We start from the raw sequence: 13,395 nt of genomic DNA, 5'->3' as shown, positions 1-13,395 counted from the left end.
GCCTGGGCAAGGGTAGCCAGTGAGGGTCGCCGTCACCGGGGCCGGCGGCGTGCTCGGCCGGGGCCTCACATCCCGCCTGCTCAGCGAGGGCCACGACGTCATCGGAATCGCCCGCCATCGGCCCGAAAGCTGGCCGAGCGCAGCCGGATTCGTCGCCGCCGACGTCCGGGACGCCGCGGCGGTCAACCGCGCGCTGGCCGGTGCGGAGGTCGTCGCCCACTTCGCTTGGGCGCACGACGATCGGGCCGGGCGGCAAGTCAACGTCGACGGCACCCGCAACGTCCTGGCGGCGGCGGCCGAGACCGGGGCCCGGAGAATCGTTTTCGCGTCGTCGCCGCGCGTTTATGGCGGCGGCGACGCGCCGAAGACCGAGCACGACCCGAAAGCGCCGGTCGGCGCCGACGGCGAAGACAAGGCGCGGGCCGAACGGATGCTCGAGGAATCGGGTCTGGAATGGGTCACGGTCCGTTCCGCGCTGATTCTCGGCCGGGGCGTCGACAACTGGGTGCGCCGGCTGCTGGCGCTGCCGGCCTTCCCCGATGGGGCGGTCGACCGACTCATGCAGGTCGTCCACCTCGACGACGCGCTTCGGTTATTCTGCCGGGCAATCGTGGCCGGCGAAATCGGCAGCGGCGCGGTCAATCTCGCAGCTCCCGGTGAACTGACCTTCCGGCGCATCGCCGCGGCACTCGGACGCCCGATCGTGCCGTTCGGCGTTGAATCGGCCGGGCTGAAGCTGGTGCGCGGCGCCCCGTTCATGGATACCGCGCGGTTGCGCGAGCAGTGGGACTTTCGCCCTGCTTGGAACTCCGCCGAGTGCGTCGAGGATTTCGCGCTCGCGGTACGCGGTCGGATCACGCTGGGCAGGCGGGTGATATCGCTGCCGTGGCGCATGACCTTCATCGCGGACCTGCCCGCTGTCGACGCGCGGAGCGAAGACGGCGTGAAGCCCGAATGGGCCGGCCCACCGGGGGATAACGGGGAGTTCGACACCCCGATCGACCCGCGCTTTCCGACGTTTCTGGCGACCAATTTGTCGGAGGCACTGCCCGGCCCGTTCTCGCCGGCGTCGGCCTCGGTGACCGTGCGCGGTCTGCGCGCCGGCGGCGTGGCCATAGCCGAGCGGCTGCGCCCCGGCGGCATCATCCAGCGCGAGATCGCGATACGCACGGTCGCGGTGTTCGCCAATCGACTCTACGGCGCAATCACCTCCGCGCACTTCATGGCCGAAACCGTGCCCTTTGCCAAACCCGCGACGATCGTCAGCAACAGCGGATTCTTCGGCCCCAGCATGGCGTCGTTGCCGATCTTCGGGGACGAACGTCCACGCTCCGAAACCAGCCGCATCCGACGACAACTGCGGACCGTTCGGAACATCGGGGTCTTCGGCGTCAACCTCATCGGGTTGTCCGCCGGCTCATCCAGGGACACCCACGAATTCGTGGCCGATGTCGATCGCCTGGAGCGCCTGGCCGACGACGTCACCCGGTTGGACGATCGCCGGCTGCTCAGCCTGATCTCGCTGGCGCGCGACGATGTGGTCCACGGCTGGGTGCTGGCCTCGGCGTCGTTCATGCTGTGTGCCGCTTTCAACGTCCTGCTGCGCGGTCTGTGCGGGCGTGACACCGCCGCGCCGGCGGGGCCGGAATTGGTCAGTGCCCGATCGGTCGAGGCCATGCAGCGATTGGTTTTCGCGGCGCAGCGCGACCCGAAAGTGACGGCGCTGCTTGCCGAACCGGGGGAGCGGCTGGGCAAGCTTGCGGTGGAGGCCCCGGAGTTTCACGCCGCCGTGCTGGCCGAGCTGGCGCTGATCGGGCATCGCGGCCCGGCCGAACTTGAGATGCTGTCCATCAGCTACGCCGACGATCCAGAGTTGCTCGTCCGGATGGTGACCAGGGCGATGAGCGCGCCTGAAACGCCTCAGCCGCAGCACGCCCGAATCCCGTTGCACGCCAGGCCCATTGCGCAGCTGGCGGCGCGCCAGCTCCGCGACCGCGAAGTCCGTCGCGACAAAGTGGTGCGGGCCAACTGGGTGCTGCGCAACCTGATGCGCGAGTACGGGCGCCGGTTGGTTCAGGCCCAAATGGTCGAAAGCGCCGATGACGTGTTCTATCTCCTCGTCGACGAACTCGATGCGCTGCCGGCGGATGTCGGCGCGTTGGTGGCCCGGCGCCGTGCCGAGCAACGCCGGCTGGCCGGCGTGGTCCCGCCGACGGTGTTCAGCGGCAGCTGGCAACCGACCACAACCGCCACGGCGGTTCTCGCCAGCGGCGACACCCTGCGCGGGGTCGGGGTGTGCGGCGGCAAGGTTCGCGGCCGGGTGCGGATCGTGCGGCCCGAGACCATCGACGACCTGGAACCGGGCGAGATACTGGTCGCCGAGGTCACCGACGTCGGATACACCGCGGCGTTCTGCTACGCCGCGGCGGTGGTGACCGAACTCGGCGGCCCGATGTCGCATGCCGCTGTGGTGGCCCGCGAATTCGGGTTCCCTTGCGTGGTGGACGTGCAGGGAGCCACCAAGTCGCTGCCGCCCGGCGCACTCGTCGAGGTCGACGGCGCGTCGGGCGAGATCCGGGTGCTGGAAGTGGATCAACCGCTAACCGGCTGAGCCGGCGCCTCAGGGCAGGTTGGTCGACAGGAAGGTCAGCGGCAGGCCGCACACCGAAAGGTCGATTTCCTCCAGGTAATTGCCCTCGCCCTCGAAGCCTTGCCGAAAGCGGGTGATGGAGCCATAACGCTTGGCGACTCCGTCGGCTTGCGACGCCCCTTCGACCTGCAGCACCACCGTGTAGACGCCGTCGCCATGGCTCGCCAGGAACTCGGCCACCGAGGCGGCCACCCCGGCGGTGGAGGCGGGGTGCGGGCTGATCAGCTCGATTCCCCGGTTCCAATCCAGGAGCACCCGGAGCCCCAGTTCGTCCAGGCTGATCTCGTCGAAGCTGAAGCCCAGCTCCGTGAACAGCTGACCCACGGCGTCATGTCGCTCGCGCGCGACGGCGAAGACGACGTGATGCAGGCGCGGCGACGAGTCATTCATCGGTGACCTCCAGCTGTGCTCGCGAGATGGTGATCGGCCGGGAGAACTCCACGAGAAGGCTTGTCGGACCGCTCATGCCGAGCATCGGCTTCCACGGGGCCGGTCCGACGCGGTGGGCGTCCGGCAGCCGCTGCGCCAAAATCCGCAAACCTTCGGCCAGCTCCAGCCTCGCCAGGTTGGCGCCCAGGCAATAGTGGACGCCGCCGCCGAACGTGAGCACGGCCGGTGCCTCCGTGCGGGTGATGTCGAAGCGGTCCGGATCGGGATAGATGGCCGGATCACGATTGGCGGCAAATGAATTCACCAGAATGTGGGTGCCGGCGGGAAACGTGTAGCCGCCCAATTCCACGTCCTCGTGCACCGTGCGGATCGTGTTGCACACCGCGGGGGAGTGGCGCATGCTCTCCTCGACCGCGGGCGCGGCGAGTTCGGGGTGCGCGCTCAACATCGCCCACTGCTCGGGGTGATCGAGGAGTACCTGCATCGAGGCGGCCAGCTGGTTGCGGGTGGTGTCCGTTCCGGCCAGCAACAGTCCGGCCACGGTCATCCGAAGTTCGTCCGCAGTGAGCCGGTCGCCTCGACGAGTCGGGTCCTCGGCGCGGATGAGATCGGAGAGTAGGTCGTCCGTCAGGCGGTGTCGTCGCTCGGCCACCATGGCATCGACATAGGCGTCGAGCTCGGCCCAGCCTTGCAGGACCACGGGCATTTCGTCGACGAGGTTCACCGAGAAGTTCACCATCTTGAAGATGGTTTCGGCCCAGTGGGAGAACTGTTCCCAGCTGCCGCGGGGAGCGCCCAGCAGTGCGCAGATGATGGGGATCGGGTACTGCCGGGCGATGTCGGTGACAACGTCACAGCGGCCGGCGCCGGCGACGCCATCGATGAGTTCGTTGACGACTTCGCCGATGGTGTTGTGCAACCGCGCGGTGGCCCGCGGTGTGAAGGCCCTCGACACCAGGCTTCGCAGGCGATGATGTTCGGCGCCCTCGGCGCAGATGATGCTGCCGACGACCCTGTCCCAGAGCGGACCTGAGGTCACGCCTTGCGCCGTCAGATGCAACCCGGGGGGAATCACGAACCGGGTGTCGCGCATGATGCTGCGGGCCAACTCGTAGGACAGGACTTCGGGTCCGATCGGGCCGATGGCGATCGGGCCTTGCCGCTGCGCGGCCCGGATGCGAGGGTAGACCTCGTGCGGCGATTCGGTGAGGTCGTATTCGAGCGTTGGGAGCCCGGCCTCGAAGACGCTGGGCGCACCGGTTGTCGCGGTCATTTCATTCACGTCCTCTCAGTTGCGTGCCAGCACTCCGCGCGGCAGGAGCAGCGGTAGGTCGTTGTAGGTGGCGATGCCGGGCGGGGCGGCGACGACGGCGGGTATCGCGGTGATCGCCGGCATGGCGGTGATGGTGAGACCCAGCATGATGTAGTCGTCCAACGTATCGCCCTGAAAGTCCGGCGGTGGAAGGAAACTCAGCGTTGTCTTGATGGTGGGTCGCCCGTGGACCTCGATGGTGTAGCCCATACCCAGCGGCCAATCGGGATCCAATGTTTGGCCCTTGCGCCAGCGCCCACGGATCTCGATGACCTCGCGGTCGCCGACGATCCCCTTCCACCGGACGTCCACGCCGGCGACGCACCCCTTTGCGATCGTCCAGTCGCCGGGAAGATGCAGGTCTTCGGTGGTCCGGGCGTATTCGACTTCGCAGCGCACGTCGTCGAGTTCGGCGCCCAGAGCTTCGGCGACCAGCAGCACGCCGTCCCGGAAGACACCCGACCCCTTCGCCGTGATGCCCGGAAGATCGGGCTGGTCGACGGGATACCCGAAGCCCATGGGTATTTCGGTGGCCGGAGAGTTGTAGACCGTCGTGTCAACGGATTCCAGCATGGAAACCTTGTCGACTCGATCCGAGAGCCCCGCCGACACGATCGCGAACAGTTGGACGAATCCCGGGTTGATGCCGCTGCCGAAGATGGTCGATCCGCCCCGCCGGCAGGCCTCGGCGATGCGATCGCGGCCCGCGCCGAGGAAGTGGCCGGTGACGAACCCGGCCGTGCCCACGACGTTGATGCCCGCAGCGAGGATGCGGACCAATTCCTCGACGTCGGCGAACATCGGGTTGTAGACCACGCAGTCGGGTTTCAGCGCGAGCAGCGCCTCGATGTCGTTGGTGGCCTTCACGTTGAGCGGTTCGATCCCGCACAGCTCGCCCACATCGCGGCCGGCCTTTTCGGGCGACCAGGCGTAACATCCGACGAGTTCCAGCGCGGGGTTGGCGGCGATCGCCCGGACCGAACTCTTGCCGACGTTGCCCGTCGTCCATTGCACCACCCGGTATGTCACGGGTGCGCCGAATGCCGTTGGGCCTCCTGGCGGGCGATCCGGTCGTTGTGGATCTTGACGAGTTCGCGGAACCCGAGCCGGTGATACTTCGGTATCGGCTGGATGCCCCAGACGTCCTGCGCGGTGGCCTTCCCCTCGGCGCCCTCCGGCGGCCCGAACGGCGGGTACGGATACTTGCATTCCAGGGTGTCGTTCGAGTAGCGAATCTTGAGCAGCTCGCTGCAGATCTGGGTGAGGCTGAGCGTGGGGTAACCGTAATAGACCGCCATGAACGGCAACGTGAAAGCGCCTTCGATGACCAGTGCCACCAGGCACACCAAGACGGCGCGCTTGATCCATTTGTGCATGCGCGCGTAGTACGGCGTGGTCCCCGGCTCGAGATCCGTAGCCGGTTGCTGTTCTTCGGATGTGGCGGTCATGGCAGGCGCTCCTTGAGCTAGTCGGTGAAGATTTCTCGGTTGACGGTGTGCAGATACGGGATGGCGAGGAAGGGGGTGATGTAGAAGATGTCGTAGAGCCACCAGCCGACGACGGGGAATACGACGCCGGCGTAACGCACGTCGGCGAACATGGTCATGTTGAACACGTAGGCGCACCAGATCACCACGCCCATCCAGCAGGTGACCACCATCCACTGATGGCCCCACCGCTTCATCTGCAGGAACCCGATTGCAGCGGCCACCCGCATGGAGAACACCGTGAGGATCAACCCGGCCACATAGGCCTTCTCGCCGGGTCCCGCCGCACCGCCGACCCAGAGTTCGTTGTAATGCCAGAAGTAGCCGGCATCAAACATGTTGCCCCACCCGACCATCAGAACCCGATTGATCAGCGTGTGGTTGGCGACCAGGTCCAGGGCCCAGCCGAGGCTGTTGAGCATGCCGTCGATCAGGACCAGATAACCGATCAGGGTCACGATCATGGGCCGGACGGACAGGCCCGCGCGCAGCGCTTGCCGCTGCAGCCACACCCCGCGCATGAAGATGGGAAATCCGATCAGACCGGGGGCCCACATGCCCATCAACGCGGCGCCGACGATCATCCACTTGTCGGCGCGGCGCTGCGCCCGGTGGGACTCATCGTGGTGATCGTCCAGGCCGACCGAGCTAACTGGTTGCTCGACAACAGGTTTCACAAGTCCCACCACCCACGGGCGAACGACATGTACAGCTGAATGCCGAACATCACCAGCAGGTAGCCGTAGATGAAGATCTGGAAGACGATCAGCGCCCTCTTGCGCTTCTCCTCCTGTCGGTCCATGCCGTCAGCTCCTTTCCTAGGGCCGTGCACCCGGGGCGTCGGTGGTGGCCAGGCTGGCCGCCGCGACTTCGCGTAGACCGTCGGTGACCGCGCCGTCGGTGCTCAGCGGCGCGAGTATGCACGCTTCGGCCGCATCCAGTTCGGTTGCGCCGGCGGTGATCAGGTGTCCCGCCGTGACCAACACCCTGGTCGACGGCGGCTCGAAGTGAAATGCTTCGTCGGCGGTGCGGATCGCGACCGCGCAGTCGACCAGGCGCCGAGCCGTGGCCGGCGGAACGCCGGCTTCGGCGACAATCACTTCGGCCTCGCGCTCGGGCGGCAGGTATGTCATCGCGAGCGTGACGAACCGTTGGCGGAACGACGGTTTGAGCTCCTTGAGCGAGCTGCGATATGCGGGGTTGTACGAACACACCAGCATGAACTCCCCGGGCGCCGTCACCACTTCGCCGGCCCGGTCGAGGAACAGCGATCGCCGGTGATCGGTGAGCGAGTGCAGGATGGCCAGCGAGTCGTGGCGGGCCTCGACGACTTCGTCCAGGTAGCAGATCGCGCCGGCCTTGACCGCCCGGGTCAGCGGGCCGTCGGTCCACACCACGTCACCGCCGGTCACCATGAAGCGGCCGACCAGGTCGGAACTGGTCAGGTCGTCGTGGCAACTGATGGTGACGACCGGTCGTTGCAACAGCAGCCCCATGTGCTCGACGAACCGCGTCTTGCCGCAACCGGTCGGTCCGGTGAGCATCACGGGCATGCGCTGGCGGAAGGCCTGTTCGAACAACTCGACCTCGTTGCCGTTCGCGAAATAACCATCGACGGCGCTCATGCGGCAACCAGTTCACGATGAACGTGAGCCAACACCCGCGGCAGCTCCTCGATGCGCCTGATCCGCTGAGAACGCCTGGGCCCGAACACCTCCGGCAGCGGATCGACCCGGGTTGGTCCGACGCCGACGTAATACACCGACACCCCGGCGTCGTTGGCCTCCTCGACGGCGTGCGCGGCATCCGCCCATGCGTAGCGGCCCTCGTAGCCCTCATCGGAAATCAGCCCGTCGCCGATGACGATCAGCAGGCGCCGCTCGGAGGCCTGTGCGAGGAGCCGGTTGGTCAAGTGGCGCAGCGGCGCGCCGAGCCTGGTGTATCCGCGGGTGGACAGCCCGAGCCCGCTCGGCACCACCAATCGGCGGTCCTCGAAGTCCTTCAGGCACTGGACTTCGACCCGGTGGCGGGTATTGCCGGTGAAGACGAACACACCGTGCCGCTCGTGCGCGAGCGTCATGGCGCGGGAAAGCGCGTCGGCGCAGGCCAATTCCAGTTCGAAGACGCGCCCGCCGTGCACCCCCAGCGACGAACTGCCGTCGAGCAGCACGGCCGTGGTGACGTCGCGGCCGCTGGGCAGCAACTCACGAAAGATCTTCGGCTCCTTGGCCTCGCCGGTGGTCAGGTCGATGTAATGGTTGACGTATTGGTCGACATCGAGATCGGAGCCGTCTTCGCGGCGGTTTGTCATCGCGCGATGCGTGTGCTCTTCGAACCACTTGCGTACGTCAACGGCGATGGGCACCGGGCGGGCAGCGCGCCGGACGTCCGCACGCTCGAGCACCGCCACGTGATCGCGCATGAAGCGCCGGGTCCACATGTTCCATTCGGGGTAGGGGATCCCGGGCCGGTGTTCGGGGGTGATGTCGAAATCGTTGTCCTGCGGGCGGCTCGGTGGCGGCAGGTTCGGGTTGCGGACGCCCCCGTCGCCGCCGACGGGAACCGAGTACGGTCGCGGAAGGCGCTTTTGCGTTGTGGTCCATGGCATCCGGCCGAAGCTGTGCCGTAACCGGTCGGCTAGCCCCCGCGGCACCGTGTGGGCGAGCGGCAGATGGCCCAGCAGCGGATGAATCGTCAAGGCTCCCTGTTTGGCCGCCAACGCAATCGCGCGCTCCAGCATCTGTTCGGCGGGCGTATCGCCGGGTGCGGGATGCAGTTCGGGGAGCAGCCGTTGGAGGTCGGGTAGCAGGCCCGGCCACCTCTCGGCGGTCCAGCCGAGCGCGACTGCGGCCTCGACCAGAGTGAGCGCGCGCAATTCCCGGGCGGATAATTCGTTCAGGCGATATTCCAGGATGCGTTCCTTCGACGGCGAACATTGCAGGGCGACACCGCATGTCAGGTCCCGGCGGGTCCAGTCGGGGGCGGGATAGGGGAGATGAACGAACGTGAGCGCCGCGTTCAAACCGAAGCTTCGCCGTCCCCGGTGACGAGGCGGGCGCCCTCGCGACGTCGCTCGCTGAGCGCGACCGCCGCCACCGAGCAGCTCCGCTCCAGCGCCATCGCGGGTGAATCGTCAGCCATGGGCCAGCTTTCGTTCGGTTCGGCGGTCCGGTCCACCGGTTAGAACGTGCCGATGTTGGAGAACAGCCAATACCAGAACCAGATGATCAGCCCGGTGCCGCCCCACGCGGCGACATAGCGCAGGATCTCCCACAGATAAGCCACGATCCGACCTCCTTTGTGACGTAATCGAATTCAGCCAGCGCATGTCAGTCGGAGAACAGTTCTCGGTTGACGGTGTGCAGGTACGGGATGGCGAGGAACGGGGTGATGTAGAAGATGTCGTAGAGCCACCAGCCCACGACCGGCAGCACGACGCCGGCGAAGCGCACGTCGGCGAACATGGTCATGTTGAACACGTAGCCGATCCAGATCACCACGCCCATCCAGCAGGTGACCACCATCCACTGATGCCCCCAGCGCTTCATCTGCAGGAAGCCGATTGCCGCGGCGATGCGCATCGTGAACACGGTCAGGATGAGCCCGACTTCCCAGGCCTTTTCGCCCGGACCGGCCGCGCCGCCCACCCACAGTTCGTTGTAGTGCCAGAAATATCCGGCGTCGAACATGTTGCCCCAGCCGTTGAGCAACACGCGGGCCAGCAGGGTATGGTTCGCCACCAGGTCGAGCGCCCAACCGACGGTGTTGATGGCGGCGTCGATGATGACCAGGTAGCCGAGCAATGTGACCAGCATCGGTCGCACCGAGAGGCCATCCCGGTGGGCCCGGCGCAACAACCGGACCCCCCAGAGGAACAGCGGCAACCCGAAGACGCCCAGGGCCGCGGTGCCGATCAGCAGGCTGCCGGAGATCAACCACTTGTCGGCCTGACGCTGCGCGCGTTGTGAGCGCTCCAGGTGTTCATCGAGTGCCAGCCCCGGCGGTGCCGGGCCGGTTGGGCGGGGCGCCGTGCCAACGCCCGGATCGCGCTGGTGCAGCTTGGGCAGATTCACGAATCCTCCCCGTCATCGTTGGTCGGCTCGTGCACTATAACAGGCTGACTACAGTCAGCAATAGCGCCCGTTGCGCAGCTGCCTCTGTCTCGGCGGAGGTGGCGCCCCGGGCGCGAACGTCGACTGAAATATGGCGGTCTGGCGCCGAACCGCACCGACGGCGCCGGACGGCCGAGGCCAGCTACAGGCCTGAAGCTACTGACGAGAGTCAGATTTCGGGTCGTTGACACGCCGTTCGCGCGGCGCCTACGCTCAGCGAGCGCTCGGCGATGCCATTGAGCCGCAACCGGATTGGGGCGGACACTACCACTACCGCATCGTGATCGAGGGTGATGAGCCCACCGAACTGATCCTGCAGGCGCCCGGGGATCCGAGCGGCAATTACCCCAAGCCCGGCTACACCTGGACAGCGATGGGTCCGGCGAACACCGTTCCCGCGGTATGCGAGGCCGCCCCGGGCTTTTACCCACAAGGAGCTCGGCTTGGTGCCGCTGCTCGGTGTGGTGCGGTAGTGGCGAAAGGCCCTGCCGGTCAGGGCTTTAGGCTGCGCAATGACCGGGCGACATAGTCCTCGAGCAGCGCGTGCCCGGTCGGCCAGTGGTTGGTGGTGATCAACAGGGCATAGAGCCCCAGCAGGAAGAACACCGCGCTGTTCATCGGATCGACGAGCGGATCTGTTTCGCCGCGCTCCTGAGCCTGCGCGATCTCCTGGGCGACCAAGACGATCAACGGGTGATCCCGGCCATCCTCGGTTTGCGGTCGCGTCTGGGAGAAATGCAGCGCGAGAAAGTCATTGAACAGCCGATCGCCCAGCCGGCGCTCCAAGCCAACGACCAAGCGGACCGCCTCGTTCAGCGCCGAAGCGAGATCATGCTTGGACTTCAGGAATTGCGCGAACTGCTTGGCGATCCGGTCCTCTTCGCGGCGTTCCAGCTCGAGGAGCACATGCTCCTTGGTGGGGAAGTGAAAGAAGAAGGTTCCGTGGGCAACCCCCGCGGCGGCCACGATCGTGCTGACGTCGGCCTCGGCCATCCCAGCCCTGGCGAACTCCGCGATCGCGGCGCCCATCAGGCGCTCCCTGGTCTGCAGACGCTTCGCCTCGCGTGCCGACAGCCGATCGGTGACAGCCATTTCGTTCCTCACGGTTGACCTGACTCATACAGGAGTTTCGAGGCTAGTCAGCCCATTATGCCGCGTCCGGGCCAAAAAGGCTTGCACAACTTGGTCGTTGTTGGGCCACCTCCGTCACCCGCGACCGCAGCAGCGGATTTTCATTGACTTTAGTCAGTATCATTCATAGATTGAACGACGCACAGCACACCCAGGATCGAAGGGGTCCGGCATGGCATTGGAGCAGTTCCGGCTGGACGGACAGGTCGCGATCGTCACGGGCGCCGGAAAGGGCGTCGGGGCGGGCATCGCCCGGGTATTGGCGGAGGCCGGGGTCACCGTGGTCGGTACCGCGCGCACCGAGGCGGACATCGTCGGCACGGTTGCGGGGATCGAGGCCGCCGGCGGCAAGGGACTGGCTCTGGTTGCCGACGCGATGAGCCGGCCGGATGGAGAACGGGTCGTCAACACGGCGATGGAGCGCTTCGGCCGCATCGACATTCTGGTCAACAACGTCGGTGGGTCGACGTACGCGCGGTTCCTGGATATCACCGACGAAGACTTCCGGCACACCTTCGACTGGTGCGTGACGTCGGCCTTCATCATGAGCCAGCTCGTCGCCCCGCACATGCTCAGTGCCGGACACGGTTCCATCATCAACATCTCGTCGGGCTCTGCGCGCTTCGGGATCCGTGCGCTGACCGCCTATTGCGTCGCGAAGGGTGGCCTCGAGGCGCTAACCCGCGCGATGGCACAGGAACTCGCGCCGAAGATTCGCGTCAATGCCATCGCCCTGGGTTCATTCGCCACCGACGGGCTGAAGGGCAGCCTGGACCTGATGCCCGGGTCGCTGGAGAAGATGCAAGAGGCCACGCCCCTGCACCGGCTGGGCGACGTCGAGGATCTCGGTCGCTTGGCGGTGTATCTGTGCACACGCGATTGTTACGCGACGAACGCGACCTTCCACGTGGACGGCGGCATCGACTCGAACAATTCACCTTTGCCGATACCCGATTACTGACCTGCGTTGCGCGAACGCGTCATGATGGGGCGTCGGCACCGCTGGAAGGACGAAGTACCGTGCGCAGAGTCATTCAATTCTCCACCGGGAATGTGGGCCGGCACTCGTTGCGGGCCATCATCGGCCGGCCGGACCTCGAACTCGTCGGCGTGCACGCCGCGAGCCCCGAGAAGGTTGGCCAGGACGCGGCGCGGCTGTGCGGACTGGACGAACCGACCGGGATCATCGCCACCGACGACGTCGACGCCCTCGTGGCTCTCGGCGCCGACTGCGTGGTGTACACGTCTCAAGGCGAAACTCGGCCGATGGAGGCTATCGAACAGATGGCCAAATTCCTTGCGGCCGGCACCAACGTCGTCGGCACCTCAATGGTCTGGCTGGTCACGCCCCGCCATGCCGACGACTGGCTGCGCGAGCCGTTGGAGCGTGCCTGCGCGGCCGGCAACACCTCGCTCTACATCAACGGCATCGACCCCGGCTTCTCCGGCGACACCCTGGTCCATTCGGCGGTCAGCCTGGCGACACGGGTCGAGTCGATCACCGTGCAGGAGATCTTCGACTACGGAAACTATGACGACGCCGAGTTCACCGGCGCCGCAATGGGATTCGGGACGACGCCGGACGACGACTCGCCGATGATGTTCCTCCCGGGGGTGATCGTGTCGATGTGGGGCGGTCAGGTCCGCAGCCTGGCGGACAATCTCGACATCAAGCTGGACGACGTGCGCCAGCGCGTCGAACCGTGGTACACGCCGGAACGAATCGAATGCACGATGATGACGGTGGAGCCGGGGCAGATGGCCGCGGTGCGCTTTGCCACCGAGGGCGTGATCGATGACAAGCCGGTGATCACCCTCGAGCACGTGACCAGACTTACCCAGACTGCGGCGCCCGACTGGGAGTTCCCGCCTGATGGGCACACCGGCGTGCACCGCGTCGTCGTGGAGGGCGAACCCAGAGTCGAGATCAACACACACGTCACGCATCCGGTGCTGGATTCCACTGACGCCGGCTGCATCTCGACGGCGGGCCGTGCCGTCAACGCGATCGACTGGGTGTGCCGCGCGCCCCGAGGACTGATCGCGGTGGAGGACATCCCGCTGTCGGCGACGATGCGCGGCCTGATGTGGAACGAGCGGTAGCCGGGTGGCCTCGAGCCCTGGACGCGTTGCCGGTAAACGCTTTCTGATCACCGACGATCAACTAAACCCCTTACAGGGGCCAGCTATTCGAGTCGACCTCGTAACGCAGCGCCGCCGCCGGCGGCAACGGTAGCCGCTCGTTCACCGCTATTGCGTCAACCATCAGCGCGACATACCGCCGCCAGCCGTCACTGCCCGGATCCATTGTGG

12 protein-coding genes and 2 pseudogenes are annotated in these 13,395 nt (G+C 66.4%); 3 read left to right on the top strand and 11 right to left on the bottom strand.

The genetic code is table 11. The features are described 5' to 3' along the window. Positions 1-19: 19 nt before the first annotated feature. Entirely contained in the window at positions 20-2,611 is a 2,592-nt protein-coding gene (locus tag A5702_RS22265) for a sugar epimerase family protein (RefSeq protein WP_068223813.1), read from the top strand. A gap of 9 nt (positions 2,612-2,620) precedes the next feature. Here the strand turns inward: A5702_RS22265 and A5702_RS22260 are convergent, their stop codons facing one another. From A5702_RS22260 to A5702_RS22220, 10 genes and pseudogenes are all read right to left on the bottom strand, one after another. Further along, positions 2,621-3,040: a hypothetical protein gene (locus A5702_RS22260; RefSeq protein ID WP_068223810.1), complete on the bottom strand. Its 420-nt coding sequence runs from the start codon at positions 3,038-3,040 to the stop codon at positions 2,621-2,623. Beyond that, positions 3,033-4,313, bottom strand: a complete 1,281-nt coding sequence (locus tag A5702_RS22255; protein WP_068223807.1) for a cytochrome P450 — start codon at positions 4,311-4,313, stop codon at positions 3,033-3,035. The genes A5702_RS22260 and A5702_RS22255 overlap by 8 nt, the downstream gene beginning before the upstream one ends. 15 nt (positions 4,314-4,328) lie before the next feature. Continuing rightward, the gene (locus A5702_RS22250; RefSeq protein ID WP_068223804.1) at positions 4,329-5,381 is read right to left on the bottom strand and encodes a dihydrodipicolinate reductase; all 1,053 of its coding nucleotides are present in this window, start codon (positions 5,379-5,381) and stop codon (positions 4,329-4,331) included. Next, positions 5,378-5,800, bottom strand: coding sequence for a hypothetical protein (locus A5702_RS22245; protein ID WP_055399465.1), 423 nt, complete (start codon positions 5,798-5,800; stop codon positions 5,378-5,380). Before A5702_RS22245 ends, A5702_RS22250 begins: the two co-directional genes overlap by 4 nt. A 17-nt stretch (positions 5,801-5,817) precedes the next feature. Next, the gene (locus tag A5702_RS22240; protein WP_231633728.1) at positions 5,818-6,423 is read right to left on the bottom strand and encodes a hypothetical protein; all 606 of its coding nucleotides are present in this window, start codon (positions 6,421-6,423) and stop codon (positions 5,818-5,820) included. 89 nt (positions 6,424-6,512) lie between these two features. Next, positions 6,513-6,641, bottom strand: a complete 129-nt coding sequence (locus tag A5702_RS27165) for a hypothetical protein (protein ID WP_255353594.1) — start codon at positions 6,639-6,641, stop codon at positions 6,513-6,515. A 16-nt stretch (positions 6,642-6,657) separates the two neighbouring features. After that, a complete protein-coding gene (locus A5702_RS22235) occupies positions 6,658-7,464 on the bottom strand; it encodes a CbbQ/NirQ/NorQ/GpvN family protein (protein ID WP_055399468.1) in 807 nt (268 codons plus the stop codon). Beyond that, positions 7,461-8,980: pseudogene (locus A5702_RS22230) on the bottom strand (nitric oxide reductase activation protein NorD). The gene A5702_RS22235 and the pseudogene A5702_RS22230 overlap by 4 nt, the downstream one beginning before the upstream one ends. Before the next feature lie 188 nt (positions 8,981-9,168). Then, complete coding sequence (locus A5702_RS22225; RefSeq protein WP_369817962.1) at positions 9,169-9,906, bottom strand: hypothetical protein; 738 nt, start codon at positions 9,904-9,906, stop codon at positions 9,169-9,171. A gap of 537 nt (positions 9,907-10,443) precedes the next feature. Continuing rightward, the gene (locus A5702_RS22220) at positions 10,444-11,043 is read right to left on the bottom strand and encodes a TetR/AcrR family transcriptional regulator (RefSeq protein WP_068223796.1); all 600 of its coding nucleotides are present in this window, start codon (positions 11,041-11,043) and stop codon (positions 10,444-10,446) included. A 211-nt stretch (positions 11,044-11,254) separates the two neighbouring features. Between A5702_RS22220 and A5702_RS22215 the strand changes: the two genes are divergently transcribed. Further along, positions 11,255-12,043, top strand: coding sequence for an SDR family NAD(P)-dependent oxidoreductase (locus A5702_RS22215; protein ID WP_067815810.1), 789 nt, complete (start codon positions 11,255-11,257; stop codon positions 12,041-12,043). A gap of 59 nt (positions 12,044-12,102) precedes the next feature. Then, positions 12,103-13,185: a dihydrodipicolinate reductase gene (locus A5702_RS22210; RefSeq protein ID WP_068223793.1), complete on the top strand. Its 1,083-nt coding sequence runs from the start codon at positions 12,103-12,105 to the stop codon at positions 13,183-13,185. Between the two features lie 70 nt (positions 13,186-13,255). Here A5702_RS22210 and A5702_RS22205 read toward each other — a convergent pair. Then, positions 13,256-13,395 (bottom strand): annotated as a pseudogene (locus tag A5702_RS22205) (TetR/AcrR family transcriptional regulator); the annotation flags it as partial.

It is taken from the genome of Mycobacterium sp. E3339, assembly GCF_001666915.1.
Taxonomy (GTDB): Bacteria; Actinomycetota; Actinomycetes; order Mycobacteriales; family Mycobacteriaceae; genus Mycobacterium.
The sequence above is the reverse complement of the archived record's forward strand: the minus strand, read 5'-3'. Positions and strand labels throughout refer to the sequence as shown.

Excerpts from the sequence above, each read along its gene's own strand:
- A5702_RS22260 (WP_068223810.1), bottom strand. The coding sequence starts at position 3,040 with ATGAATGACTCGTCGCCGCGCCTGCATCACGTCGTCTTCGCCGTCGCG.
- A5702_RS22255 (WP_068223807.1), bottom strand. The coding sequence starts at position 4,313 with ATGACCGCGACAACCGGTGCGCCCAGCGTCTTCGAGGCCGGGCTCCCA.
- A5702_RS22245 (WP_055399465.1), bottom strand. The coding sequence starts at position 5,800 with ATGACCGCCACATCCGAAGAACAGCAACCGGCTACGGATCTCGAGCCG.
- A5702_RS22240 (WP_231633728.1), bottom strand. The coding sequence starts at position 6,423 with ATGATCGTCGGCGCCGCGTTGATGGGCATGTGGGCCCCCGGTCTGATC.
- A5702_RS27165 (WP_255353594.1), bottom strand. The coding sequence starts at position 6,641 with ATGGACCGACAGGAGGAGAAGCGCAAGAGGGCGCTGATCGTCTTCCAG.
- A5702_RS22235 (WP_055399468.1), bottom strand. The coding sequence starts at position 7,464 with ATGAGCGCCGTCGATGGTTATTTCGCGAACGGCAACGAGGTCGAGTTG.
- A5702_RS22220 (WP_068223796.1), bottom strand. The coding sequence starts at position 11,043 with ATGGCTGTCACCGATCGGCTGTCGGCACGCGAGGCGAAGCGTCTGCAG.
- A5702_RS22215 (WP_067815810.1), top strand. The coding sequence starts at position 11,255 with ATGGCATTGGAGCAGTTCCGGCTGGACGGACAGGTCGCGATCGTCACG.